Raw genomic sequence first — 11,539 nt, forward strand, 5'->3', positions numbered from 1 at the left:
CTTTCCTCCCGACACCAAGCCTGCGGCTATGGTGCGGGCCTCCAGCCCGAAAATTCGGTGACTGTCTATCAAGTAAAGCCCCGCCTACTGATGTTCGAAGACGTTACTGAAGCCCAACAGATCCAGCTCTACCAAAGTAGGCAAATGTTGGAAACACTGCTGCGCCAACTCCCAGCGTTCTTCCCGCCGTAACATCTCCGCCAACTTGTGGCGCACCGGGATCAAATAGCGAACATCGTTGGCGGCATACTCCAGTTGTTCGGCGGATAGCGCGTGGACGGCTCCCCAATCGGAGCTTTGGGCAGTTTTGTTGAGTTCGACCCCGCACAGCTCGCTCACCACATCTTTGAGGCTGTGTTTGCTGGTGTAGGTGCGGGCCAGTTTGCTGGCAATTTTGGTGCAAAAGACGGGCCACGCCCGGATCCCCAGGTGATAGCGCAGCATCGCCAGGTCAAAGCGGGCGTAGTGGAAAATCTTTTCAATGTTGGGATCCGTCAGCAGCCCCGCCAGAAGGGGGGCCTGCTTTACTCCACGGCTCAACCGCAACAACACCACCTCGCCGGCAGGGTTGGCGATTTGCACCACGCAGAGCCTGTCCCGCTGCGGGATCAGCCCCATTGTTTCTGTATCCACGGCCAGGTAAGGTTCCCTGGCCAGGGCCTTTGCCACTGCAGGGGTGAGATCTTCGTCACAGAGCTGAAAAGGTTGCAGGCCCACTCAGGATCTCTCAAAAGGGTGTTTTGGCTGCATAACCAAGCGGCGAAGGCCAGGCAACTACCAGCTAGACTTGACCACACCTGGCAATAAGCCTCTGTGGGCCATTTCCCGCAGGCTGTTGCGGCACAGGCCGAAATCGCGGAAGTAACCCCGGGGACGCCCGGTTTTCCAGCAGCGGTTGCGCAGGCGTGTGGGCGAGCTGGCCCGAGGGAGTTTTTGCAGTTGGGCGTGCAGCTCCATGCGGGTGGCCTGGTCGATGTTGGGATCGGCCATGGCCGCTTTCAGTTGTTGGCGCTTCTCCCGATACTTCTCGACCAAGCGTTGGCGCTTTTTCTCCCGCTCGATCATGCTCTTTTTAGCCACGGCTCACTGTTTCCCCAGATTTTTCAGCTTTACTAGGATAACGAGGAGCAGCGGCTCCAAGCAAGGGGATCCCAGGCCCGCCCACGGCCATCCTCGCCAATGTTCATCCCTCTTTTCCGCTCTCCGTAGGATCCCTGAGGCCAGCCCCTCGGCTTGGGGGCAACCTACCTCTATAGGCGAGGTTGGTGTTGGGTGATGGCCATTTCCAGAGTGATCCCGTTTATCGCCACCAAGTTTAGGGTTTCCCCAGAGCAGATTGAGGCCACGCGCGTGATTCTCCACAAGCCGCCGGCTCTGTTGGCAGTGCTGAAGTCGGCCTCTCCACTGCCCAAAGAGGTTTTGCAGGATCCCAGTTTGGCCTATATCTATCCTGCCGCCTTCATTCAATGGTCGAAGTGCATGCATGGCTTGGCGGATTGGGACACTGGGCCGGCACTGAGCTACGCCGATTATGTGGCGCAGCTGAAGCTGGCCTTCCTGCCGACGGATATTGCCCTGAGCGGCCATTAGGGATCCCTTGGGTTGGCCATCCCATTTCGGAAGATGCGCCGGGAAGCCTCGCGGACAAACTCTTTGAGCCAACCGGATTTTTGGGTATTTTGCACCTGGGCTTTGACCACCGCCTGCATCCCCCCTTCTCCCCAGCTTTGGTTGTGCTGGAAATACTCAATGAAGCTCTTGCCGGCAATGCGGGTGAGATAGCCAGCACTGGCTGCCTGAATGGGGGCTGTCGCCAGAAAACCGACGACGCTCACTTCGGCAACGGTGGCCAAGATCCCCGTGGTCAGTTGGATCGCTCCTTCCACCAAGCCCAAGCCGGCTAAGGTTTTGGCCAGAGACAAGGCCAGCTCCCGCCCCTGCTGCAGATCCATCTTGCAGCCGTAAAGGGATCCCAGTTCCACCACCATCTGGGCGTTGATGGCGGCAATGGCCAGCAGATCCACCGCCGGGATGGGGTTGGCGAACACCACTCCTGTAACAATCCACTGAAAGCGATCGATCACTTCCTCGGCTTGGCGGCGCAGTTGGGCTTGGAGAATCCGCTTGGCCTCTTCCCCCAACTGTTGCGATTGCAGCAGGGCATTGTCCAAGGCCAGGGATCCACCTTCGGCATAGAGCACTGCCTGCACGCGATCCCGCACGGCGGCCACATCCGGCTCCGGTCGCCAGGTTTGGGATCCCACCCGCACAGGGGCTGGAGCAGCGGCAGCCATCAACACATCCTGAGGTGGAATCAGGGGGTAGACCCGCTCCCGCAGGCGTTGCAAGAGGATCTGCCGTTCTTCTGAGGTGTAGCGATCCGCTTTGTTCAGGATCAGCAAGGCCCGCTTGCCCAGGGCGATCAACCGGCGCAAGGGATCCACCTCTGACTGGCGCAGATCCCCATCCACCACCACCAGCAGCAGATCGGCAGCTTGGGCTTGGGCTTGCGCCTCCTGTTCCCGCATCACCCCTGCCGGGCCGATCTCCAAAATGCCGGGGCAATCCAGGATCTGCACCGGCTGCGGGATCCCGGGCAAGTTCCAATCGTAACAAGCTACCGCCTGGGTGGTGCCCAGAGTGGCCCCCACCGCCCCCGCCCGCCGCCCCAGCAGCGCGTTCACCAGAGAAGTCTTGCCCGCCGACCCGGTGCCGAAGACCACCACCTTCAGTTGGGGCTGGGCCAATTGTTGGGCCAGCAGAGCCGACCGCTCCGCCAGCGCTGCCCGCGCCACTTCATCCTGGATTTGCGCTAGCTGCGCCTCCAGTTGAGCCAAGTTCTGTTGCGCCGCTTTCCGCTTTTCCAAAGCCGTCTCCGGCAAGGCAAGGGGTTGGGTAATTTCCCTCCTGCTGGGGGCGGGTTGGCGAAACAGAAACAAGTAGTAGATGGCAGCGGCCAAAAACACCAGCAGCAGCAGCACCAGCACCCCAATCAACAGCCCCCCCAAAATCGGGTGGTAACGGGTGGCGTAGTACAGATCGAGAAACGATTGGATCAGCCAGACGATCAGCCCGGTGAACGAGGCCAACAGCGCCAACAGCAGCAGCAAGCGCAGGTAAGGGAGCGACCGCATAGGGATCCAAGGCCACAACCGTTCGCGTCAGCGGGACGGAGTCCTTTTGACTCTACCCGCGGCTGAGCATATCCGGCTACCTAGATGTCGCCTTCTGGCTGCAGGGGCAGGGCTTCTCCATCCGACTCTTCCTTTTCACACCGAGATTCCCCCTCGATGACCTGAATGGCCTGCGGATCCCCGTCAACTTTCACTTGCAGATGGCGCAACTGCCATGCCGAGCCGGCCATGCCCCGCTCCGATTCCACCACCACATCGCCGGTGCGCTGGGCCCCTGTAATTAAAAAGAACAGACACACCCAACCGGCTTCCTCATCTTCCTGAAAACGCAGCCGCGAGGGCCATCCCGGCCTCAAGGGTTCCCCCAGACGTTCCACCACCACAGCATTTTGTTTGAGCTGCTCCACCGCCAATTGGTAGGTGCGATAGGCTCCTGAGGCACGGATCCCATTCCAGACTAGGATCCCTGCCCCCGCCAGCCCCAAGCCCAACACCGCCAGCAGGCCCAAACAGCCGCAGCCACAGCAGCCCAGAGGGACAGCACAGCCGACTTTTTGTGGAGTTTCTGACACAGCCCATTGCCACCCTAGAATGCCCCCACCCTAACACAAGGCTGTTGCTCATCCTCTATGCCTGCGTTGCCGACAAGGTACAGACAAAAAGCCAAGCAACCCTACGCCATTTGTCGGTGACGAACATCGCTTCTCAGTTCCGTATTGCCACAGATATCTGTTACGGCCTCAAGCAACAGCTCGAAAAATCATGGGATCAGCACCTCTTTGGCAAGTTCAAGCAACTCACTGTTGAGTCTAATTTTGTACTGCGGTGAGGATGGGATCCCTACGTATCCAATTGTTGGCTCTGCTCCCACTTCGATTAGAAAGGCTTGTGACACAAAGATTTCAAGCTTTTCGCCTACACGGAATCCGGATGGCTCAGAAGGTCAATGGGTATCTGGAAAGCCCTATTTCCGAGCACCGAGAAAGAAGACAAAGTGCGCGCATACCGAATCCGCTATTTGGCGGAGTCAATATCAGAGGGATTTGTCGAGAATAAGAGCAGCAAAAGGTCTCCATCCAATCGCCTAAACCTATGGATGAAGCGACAACCATAACCGTGCAGCAGATCATTCAAACCGCCATGATGACCGGTTTGCTCACCGCTGCTCAGGAACACGAACTTAACGTAAGGCTATTTCGAGAGGAGTGCTCCGAAGCCGACCTCTTCCTGCTGCGCCGTCTACACCGCTGCCTACGCCAGGGATCCATCCGCCAGATCCCGGCCCTGAACAACACTGTAGCGGTTGGCCGCTTTGGCCCGCCCCTGCGCCTGGTACCGGACAGAGCCGAGACAACTCAGTCCCAGCCGACTGGGTTAAGCCTGGCGAGGGATCCCAAGACCGGGTAGTCAAGCAATTACAAGCAATTAGTGACGAGGGGGCAGAGGTAAGGTCGAGGGTTGGGCAACGGTCAAATCAGGGAAAGGGGGAGCTGAGGTTTTGCTTTCCCCGTCGTGCAGCAACACATATAAAGCAAACACATATAAAGCAAGGGATCACCAACGACGTCAACGGCAAGGCAATCTCGAATGAGCTACGGACTTCTACAGCACTTCCCTTTGCCTCTCTTCATCGCTGGAGCCCTTCCGAGTTCAGCCGCCTAGCTAAGCTTTTGAATAGGATCGATACGGGGATCCAAGATTTTCTGTTGACCGATAGCGGGAAACCTCACCGCAATCGTGACCCGTTCACCACTGCCGAACACATGGGTAATCTGGCCTTGTCCGAATTGGGGATGTTGCAAACGATCTCCAATCGCCCACTGTTCTGAACGGCTTTGGCGGCGATTGGGCCTGGCCTTGGGTGCATCTGAAAGGGACAGTCCACTGCCGTGGGAGAGCTGTCGAGAAACGGCTCCGCGTCTGTCGAATTCGATTAACTCTTGGGGCAGTTCACTTAAAAATACCGAAGGAATAGCTGGTTCGCGGTTGCCGTAGAGCATCCTTTCCCTGGCGTGGCTGATATACAACTGCTCACGGGCACGGGTAATGCCCACGTAGCAAAGGCGTCGCTCTTCTTCCAAAGCAGCGGGATCCTCCAAAGCCCGGAAATTGGGAAACAGACCCTGTTCCACCCCCACCAAGAACACAACAGGAAACTCCAAACCTTTGGAAGAGTGCAACGTCATTAGCGAAACTTTCTCAGCGCCTTCCTGAAGGTTGTCCAAGTCGGAAGCCAAAGACACATTGCTCAAAAAAGCCTCAAGGCTGGGATCCTCCTGTTCTTCCTCGAATTGGCGAGCGGCATTGTAAAGTTCCATCACGTTGGCCGCTCTTTCTTCGGCTTCGTCTGTACCCTGCGCCTTGAGATCCTCCAAATAACCGGAATCCCGCAGCAGCCCTTCGATAAGGGTGGCGGCTGAAGTCTGAGAAGCCTGTCGATGCCAGTGCTGAATCAACTGAGCAAACTGAATGACAGGCTTAGCCAAACGACCCACCAAGCTACTTACAGAGGTTTCGTCGCTGAGAATTGCCCACAAAGGCACGTTGAGAGCCGCCGCCGCTTCGGTCAGCTTGTCCAGAGTAGATTTGCCGATGCCACGGCGCGGCACGTTAATAATTCGCAGCAGGCTAAAGGAGTCGGCAGGGTTAGCCACAACCCGTAAATAGGCTAGGACATCCTTAATTTCTTTGCGGTCGTAAAATCGCAGTCCGCCCACCACGGTGTAAGGGATCCCCCACCGCAGCAAGACCTCTTCAAAAGGACGGGATTGAGCGTTGGTGCGGTAGAGAATGGCAAAATCTCCCCAGGAAAAAGCATTGGCATTTTGGCCGTGTAATCGTCGGATGGTATTGACGACAAACTCGGCCTCTGCAATCTCATCATCCGCCTGATGAAGAAAAATCGGATTTCCTTGCTGACGGGTTGGCCTGAGAACTTTATCAATGCGCTCTGTATTTTTCTCGATGAGAGCGTTAGCTGCCTGCAGAATGGTAGCTGTAGAGCGATAGTTCTCCTCCAGCTTGATCATGGTGCGGGTATCATCATCCGGGAGACCATCTCCAAAGGTCTCTTGAAACTCCAGCAAAATGGTAAAATCTGCCCCGCGAAACCGATAGATGCTTTGATCGGCATCTCCCACCACAAAGATCGATCGGTTTCTCCAATCCAACCGAGATCTGCAGGTCTCGCCGTTGGTGGCCAACAGACGAATCAACTCATACTGAGTGCGGTTGGTGTCTTGGTATTCATCCACCAAAATGTGTCGAAATCGTTGGTGCCAGTAAGCCAACACCTGCTCGTTTTGTCGAAAAAGCTGCACTGGTATCCAAATCAAGTTATCAAAGTCCAGAGCATTGTTGGCTGCCAGTTGGTCTTCATAGATTTCGTAAACTTGGGCAATGGTACGGCCACGGAAGTTGGGCTGATTGCGCTCCAGGTCGGCAGGAGTCCAACCTTGGTTTTTGGCATTGCTAATGGCGTAGCGTACCGACCTTGGGTCAAACTTGCGCTCATCCAAGTTCAGTTGCTTGGTTACAATCTCCTTCACCAGAGATTGGGCATCTGATTCATCGAAGATCGAGAAGTGGCGAGTCCACTTGCGCCCCTTGGGATCCTGATATTTTTCGATCTCCAGGCGCAGGATCTGGGCAAATAAGCTGTGGAACGTGCCAATCCAAAGAGGCTTAATCCAGCGGTGGTAAACAGCAGATTTTAGTCGCGTTGCCTGGGCCGGCTCCAATTCCTCTAAGGGGATCCCAAATTGTTCTTGAGCTTCTTGTTCGGCAAAGAGCTGCTCAATGCGCTCTTTCATCTCACGGGCGGCCTTGTTGGTGAAGGTCACGGCCAAAATTTCTCCTGGATCCACCCGATAGTGGCGAACCAGGTAGGCAATGCGGTGGGTGAGGGCGCGCGTCTTGCCGGAACCTGCCCCCGCCACCACCAGCAGCGGGCCACAAAAGTGTTGCACCGCTTGCCGTTGAGAAGGGTTGAGGGCATCCAGCAAAGAGGCGTGAGTCATGGCCAGCAAACCAGAAACTGCCTTCCATTATGGGCACCAACCCAATGGGGATGAGAAGCCCAGAGGGCATTTTGGAGCACCAAAGATGAAGATCGGTTAAGATTTGGCCGGCCCGCTCCAGAGCTCCCCGCCATGAACCGAGTGCTGTCCTGCTGCTGTGCCCCGGCTAACCGCTGCTGGCTTTGCGTTCAAAAGAGACTTGTGGCTTTGGGGTTTGCCACCCTTGCCCTGCTTTCTCAAGGTGCGTTCGATCCCGCCCAAGCTGGCAACTGCCCCAGCAACGGCAACCCCAAAACATCTCTTGACCTCAAGGTGGAAAGCGTTTCTGGGGATCGGCTTGACCTAAGTCGGTATGAGGGCATTCAAGCGTTGATCTTGACCAACAGCCAAACCCGCTCGCAATCGGAAGCCCTCTCCAAAAGTTTGGCCCTGGAGTTTGGGCAAAACCCTCGGCTGCGCCAGATCGTGCTGGTGGATGGCAGGGGGCTGCTGCTGGTGCGCCACTTGGTTTTGCAGGCCATCCGGGAGAGTGTACCGACGGATCCCCGCCTGGTTTCTCCGTTTGTGTATGTCTCGGTCGATTTTGAGGGAGCAACCATCCAGAAGCTGCAAGAAATAGCCGCTGCAGCTTTGCCTGGGATCAATTTTCGCCGCCAGGCTGTTTTGTTGCTGTTGGACGGCCAGGGAACTCTTCTGAGCGGATTTGCCGACTTGGAGCAATCCAACCTCAGCATTCGCCGGTGCATTCGCACCCTCATGGGATAGTCCCACTTCCCTTTCACACCGGCAACGCCTCTCCTCTGCTGCTCTGGCCCAAGCCATTAAACTGGTCATACCGGTCATGTTGAAGCTTGAAGTCAACCATTCGAACGACGGTTCACTGTTTACGGGATCCCATGCGCCGCCAGCTCAAAATCTTGAACCAAATCCTCGATTACAAGCTTGCCAACTTGCGGCTGTTTGGCCGAGCCGAGCTGAAGGGGCCTGTTCTCAACGTGCTGCTGGAACGGCTGCCGGGCGATGTGGTGGATACCCTGCAGGTGATGGAGGTGGTGCGCAGTGCGGTGGAAGCCTCTCTGCTGCAAGGGTTGCGCAAGGTCAACGTTTACCTTTGGTGCCGCGGACAAACTGAAGAAGCGCCGGAGTGGAGCGAAAGCTTTGCTGTAGAGCCATTGGTCTTGGCCCACCCCAAGGAGCTCCGAAGCCTTGCTTTCAACTATCGACAAGACTATCCCGGCATGCGGGTGCTGTTTTTCTGCCTGGGCCTTTGTCTGGGCGGCTTTTACCTGTTGGGGGGCTGGGAGCAGACAGGTTGGATCGATTGGATCCCCGTAGGACTGGCCTTCGCCTTGGGGGTGATCTTCCCCTGGCTCAAACGCTCCCTCAGCCAGTTTGTACACCCTCTATTTCTCCGCCTTGGCCTGGGCTTGGGCTTGGTCTTATTGGGCCTGGCAGTGGCGCTGATCTGGCGGCAGGGCTGGAGCGTTGCCTATGGGATCCTCGGCCTCCTGGCCATCCTCCTGTTGGGTCTGGGAGCCTAGTTCTCAACCGGCAGTGGTGCCGCTGAAGACGTGTAGGGCAGGGCCGGTCATCCACACGTGCTGTGTGCTCGGATCCCAGCGAATTTCCAGATTTCCTCCCGGCAGTTCTACTGTAGCTTGCGATTCTGCGCGCTCCTCCAAAACAGCAGCCACCAAAACAGCACAGGCACCCGTCCCACAAGCCAGCGTTGCCCCTGCTCCCCGCTCCCAAACCCGTAGGCGCAGACGAGTCGGGCTGAGCACCTGCACAAATTCGGTGTTGGTGCGCTCAGGAAAGGCCGGATGATGCTCAAACAGGGGGCCCACAGCTGCCAAGTCCAGCTCCTCCAGGGATCCCTCTTCTTCCAGGAAGACCACACAATGGGGGTTGCCCATGCTCACCGCCGTCACCCGCCACTCTCGCCCGGCCACTGCAAGCGGCTGCCGAATGACCTTCTCATCCGGTTCGACCAGGGTGGTGGGGATCTGCCTGGCCAAAAGGCGAGGGATCCCCATGTCCACTGTGACCAGCCCATCTGCCCGCACCTGCGGCACGATTCGCCCCGCCAAGGTGTGGATCTGGTAGGCGCCATCCCGACCTGGGATCCCCAAGTCCTGCAGAAAGCGGGCCAAACAGCGGATCCCATTGCCGCACATCTCCGCCTCGGAACCGTCGCTGTTGAAGAGGCGCATGCTGAAATCTGCCCCCTCCTGCCCCGGCAGCAGGAAGATAACCCCATCGGCTCCTACCCCAAAGCGGCGATTGCAAAGGGCGACGGCCTCTTCCGGGCTCAAGCAGGGTTGAGACTGCCAGCGGTTGTCCACCAAGATAAAATCGTTCCCCAACCCCTGGTACTTGTGAAAGGAGAGACGGGGGGTCAACCGAGCAGACATTTACCCAGATATCCCAACGACAGGCCTTAATCCTCGTGCATCTCGTAGGGATCCTGCAAGTCCTTGGAAGGGGGGCCAAAGGCTGTGTAGATGGCAAACGCAGTGATGCAGATGGTAACTGCCGCAATCGCCACAATCAGGGAAAAGGTGGGCTCCATATCGTTGTCTTTGATCCTGAGAGTATTCGACTACAGTATTACACAAGTTTACAATTCATTGCCCAAGACAAAAAGGTTCGGCCAGATTCTGATAGCGTGATTTTAAAAGGCGGATGCTTTGGCGGTGCTGAGCACCAGGGATCCGCCTTCGAGCCTGCTATCTTCGACTTCGTCAACGTGTTCGGTTTCTAAGCGAGAACCTATGGCCATTCGTACCAAACTGGGCGATCTGCTGCGTCCTCTCAACTCGGAATACGGCAAAGTGGCTCCCGGCTGGGGCACCACGCCCCTGATGGCGGTCTTCATGGCCCTATTCGCCGTCTTTTTGTTGATTATCCTGCAGATCTACAACAAGTCGCTGCTTTTGGAAGACATCAACGTTTCTTGGGAGAGCCTCAGCTTCTGAGTTCCCCAGCCCTACTCTGGGGAAAGTCCCTGTCCCGCCAAAGAGCTGCCCAGCGGGAGCAGGATAGTTTCCGTCATCTCCTAAGCCGATGCCTTCAGGGTGCTGGCTCCAGGCGCAGCAGGGATCCATTCGGGGCGTCCGTCAACAGGTAAAGGAGTCCATCCGGCCCCTGCCGCACATCGCGAATGCGACCCACCGCCCCCTCTAAGAGACGCTCTTCTGCCACCACGCGCTCTCCATCCAGTACCAAGCGCGCCAGGTGTTGCCCGGCCAGCGCCCCCACAAATAGGTTGCCCCGCCATTCGGGGAAAGCCTCCCCTGTGTAGAAAGTCATGCCGGAAGGGGCAATTGAGGGTGTCCAGTGCAGCAGGGGCGAAGCCAATCCAGGAGCTGCCGCCAGTCCTTGGCCGATAGGTTCCCCCGTATATTCTCGACCGTGGGTGATCAAGGGCCAGCCGTAGTTGACGCCGGGGGCCAAGATGTTGATCTCGTCTCCACCCTGGGGCCCATGCTCGTGGGACCAAATCGCTCCCGTCTCGGGGTGGCGGGCCATTCCCTGAATGTTGCGGTGGCCATAGGTAAAAGTTTCCGGCAAAGCCCCTGCTTGGCCGACAAATGGGTTGTCCGCCGGGATCCCTCCTGAATCAGTGACGCGCAACACCTTGCCGGCAGCATCCCCCAGATCCTGGGCCCGATGCCGCTCTCCGCGGTCGCCGGTGCTGATGTAGAGAAATCCCTGTTCATCAAAGGCCAGGCGGGAGCCAAAGTGCTGTTGAGCGGGGGTCTTGCGCTCCATGTCGAAAATCACCTCCAGATCCTGGAGTCCCTTCTCCCCCAAGCGGGCCCGCGCCACTCGGGTTCCCCCGCCGCCCGGCCCAGGAGCGGCATAGGACAGGTAAATCCAGCCGTTCTCCGCGTAATTAGGGTGCAAGGCAATGTCCAGCAGGCCCCCCTGTCCGCGGGCAAATACTTCTGGCACACCGGCTATGGGCTGGGGATCCAACCCCTGGTCGGTAACCCGGCGCAGCCGGCCTGGTCGTTCGGTTACCACGATTGTCCCATCTGGCAGAAAGGCCATCCCCCAAGGGTGCTCCAAACCCTGGGCCAAAGTAACCACCCGAAACGCTTGCTCCGTTCTGGCCCTGGGCAAGGCTTGGGCATGATCCCCCTGTTGCAGGGTCATCACCATCTCCGGGCTGACCGGGTAGGCCGCCACGACAGCGGGGACGGACACCCCCCCAAAAAGCAGCAGTGAGGAGAGAAGCTTGATCGCCGGGATCCTCATGGCCATTGCCGCCTCGTTTTCGCGATGGATTCTGGGGTCTGAGCTAGTCGATTATTACTGCTGCTCTTCTGGAGATGGGTACCGATGAGGGTAAAACCCACTGCGGACCAGAGTGGGCAACCC

At 57.6% G+C, this 11,539-nt stretch carries 13 protein-coding genes; 5 read left to right on the top strand and 8 right to left on the bottom strand.

All coding sequences use genetic code 11. The features are described 5' to 3' along the window. Positions 1 to 84 precede the first annotated feature (84 nt). Positions 85 to 717, bottom strand: coding sequence for a ribonuclease D (locus tag NW820_RS05565; RefSeq protein ID WP_414406911.1), 633 nt, complete (start codon positions 715 to 717; stop codon positions 85 to 87). A gap of 57 nt (positions 718 to 774) precedes the next feature. After that, positions 775 to 1,080, bottom strand: coding sequence for a 30S ribosomal protein S14 (rpsN, locus tag NW820_RS05570; protein ID WP_011432985.1), 306 nt, complete (start codon positions 1,078 to 1,080; stop codon positions 775 to 777). 195 nt (positions 1,081 to 1,275) lie between these two features. On the opposite strand from rpsN, the gene NW820_RS05575 reads away from it, so the two are divergent. After that, positions 1,276 to 1,590 carry a hypothetical protein gene (locus NW820_RS05575; protein ID WP_011432986.1) on the top strand — a complete coding sequence of 105 codons (315 nt, stop codon included), beginning with the start codon at positions 1,276 to 1,278 and terminating at the stop codon, positions 1,588 to 1,590. On the opposite strand, the gene NW820_RS05580 is transcribed toward NW820_RS05575, so the two are convergent. Continuing rightward, the gene (locus NW820_RS05580) at positions 1,587 to 3,134 is read right to left on the bottom strand and encodes a YcjF family protein (RefSeq protein WP_414406912.1); all 1,548 of its coding nucleotides are present in this window, start codon (positions 3,132 to 3,134) and stop codon (positions 1,587 to 1,589) included. The two genes, NW820_RS05575 and NW820_RS05580, sit on opposite strands and share 4 nt — an antisense overlap. A gap of 80 nt (positions 3,135 to 3,214) precedes the next feature. Continuing rightward, positions 3,215 to 3,706 (bottom strand): cytochrome c oxidase assembly factor Coa1 family protein, encoded by a 492-nt coding sequence (locus tag NW820_RS05585; protein WP_414406913.1) that lies wholly within the window; start codon positions 3,704 to 3,706, stop codon positions 3,215 to 3,217. 520 nt (positions 3,707 to 4,226) lie between these two features. Here NW820_RS05585 and NW820_RS05590 point away from each other — a divergent pair. Further along, on the top strand, positions 4,227 to 4,541 hold the full coding sequence (locus NW820_RS05590) for a hypothetical protein (RefSeq protein WP_414331733.1): 315 nt from the start codon (positions 4,227 to 4,229) through the stop codon (positions 4,539 to 4,541). Positions 4,542 to 4,792: 251 nt separating this feature from the next. Here the strand turns inward: NW820_RS05590 and pcrA are convergent, their stop codons facing one another. Further along, positions 4,793 to 7,153, bottom strand: coding sequence for a DNA helicase PcrA (gene pcrA / locus NW820_RS05595; RefSeq protein WP_414406914.1), 2,361 nt, complete (start codon positions 7,151 to 7,153; stop codon positions 4,793 to 4,795). A gap of 132 nt (positions 7,154 to 7,285) precedes the next feature. Here pcrA and NW820_RS05600 point away from each other — a divergent pair, with 132 nt between their 5' ends. Then, on the top strand, positions 7,286 to 7,918 hold the full coding sequence (locus NW820_RS05600; RefSeq protein WP_414331728.1) for a hypothetical protein: 633 nt from the start codon (positions 7,286 to 7,288) through the stop codon (positions 7,916 to 7,918). 86 nt (positions 7,919 to 8,004) lie between these two features. Then, positions 8,005 to 8,694: a hypothetical protein gene (locus NW820_RS05605; RefSeq protein WP_414350767.1), complete on the top strand. Its 690-nt coding sequence runs from the start codon at positions 8,005 to 8,007 to the stop codon at positions 8,692 to 8,694. Positions 8,695 to 8,697: 3 nt separating this feature from the next. On the opposite strand, the gene dapF is transcribed toward NW820_RS05605, so the two are convergent. Next, positions 8,698 to 9,567 carry a diaminopimelate epimerase gene (gene dapF, locus NW820_RS05610; protein WP_414406915.1) on the bottom strand — a complete coding sequence of 290 codons (870 nt, stop codon included), beginning with the start codon at positions 9,565 to 9,567 and terminating at the stop codon, positions 8,698 to 8,700. 26 nt (positions 9,568 to 9,593) lie between these two features. Then, positions 9,594 to 9,725 carry a photosystem II reaction center protein PsbN gene (psbN, locus tag NW820_RS05615; RefSeq protein ID WP_011432995.1) on the bottom strand — a complete coding sequence of 44 codons (132 nt, stop codon included), beginning with the start codon at positions 9,723 to 9,725 and terminating at the stop codon, positions 9,594 to 9,596. Positions 9,726 to 9,927: 202 nt separating this feature from the next. Between psbN and psbH the strand changes: the two genes are divergently transcribed. Next, complete coding sequence (gene psbH / locus NW820_RS05620; RefSeq protein WP_414331336.1) at positions 9,928 to 10,131, top strand: photosystem II reaction center phosphoprotein PsbH; 204 nt, start codon at positions 9,928 to 9,930, stop codon at positions 10,129 to 10,131. Between the two features lie 94 nt (positions 10,132 to 10,225). Here the strand turns inward: psbH and NW820_RS05625 are convergent, their stop codons facing one another. Further along, positions 10,226 to 11,422 carry a PQQ-dependent sugar dehydrogenase gene (locus NW820_RS05625; protein ID WP_414406916.1) on the bottom strand — a complete coding sequence of 399 codons (1,197 nt, stop codon included), beginning with the start codon at positions 11,420 to 11,422 and terminating at the stop codon, positions 10,226 to 10,228. Between the last annotated feature and the right edge of the window lie 117 nt (positions 11,423 to 11,539).

It is taken from the genome of Synechococcus sp. R55.7 (assembly GCF_047461955.1).
Taxonomy (GTDB): domain Bacteria; phylum Cyanobacteriota; class Cyanobacteriia; order Thermostichales; family Thermostichaceae; genus Thermostichus.

Excerpts from the sequence above, each read along its gene's own strand:
- NW820_RS05600 (WP_414331728.1), top strand. The coding sequence starts at position 7,286 with ATGAACCGAGTGCTGTCCTGCTGCTGTGCCCCGGCTAACCGCTGCTGG.
- pcrA (WP_414406914.1), bottom strand. The coding sequence starts at position 7,153 with ATGACTCACGCCTCTTTGCTGGATGCCCTCAACCCTTCTCAACGGCAA.
- dapF (WP_414406915.1), bottom strand. The coding sequence starts at position 9,567 with ATGTCTGCTCGGTTGACCCCCCGTCTCTCCTTTCACAAGTACCAGGGG.
- psbN (WP_011432995.1), bottom strand. The coding sequence starts at position 9,725 with ATGGAGCCCACCTTTTCCCTGATTGTGGCGATTGCGGCAGTTACCATC.
- NW820_RS05580 (WP_414406912.1), bottom strand. The coding sequence starts at position 3,134 with ATGCGGTCGCTCCCTTACCTGCGCTTGCTGCTGCTGTTGGCGCTGTTG.
- NW820_RS05590 (WP_414331733.1), top strand. The coding sequence starts at position 4,227 with ATGGATGAAGCGACAACCATAACCGTGCAGCAGATCATTCAAACCGCC.
- NW820_RS05575 (WP_011432986.1), top strand. The coding sequence starts at position 1,276 with ATGGCCATTTCCAGAGTGATCCCGTTTATCGCCACCAAGTTTAGGGTT.
- NW820_RS05625 (WP_414406916.1), bottom strand. The coding sequence starts at position 11,422 with ATGGCCATGAGGATCCCGGCGATCAAGCTTCTCTCCTCACTGCTGCTT.
- psbH (WP_414331336.1), top strand. The coding sequence starts at position 9,928 with ATGGCCATTCGTACCAAACTGGGCGATCTGCTGCGTCCTCTCAACTCG.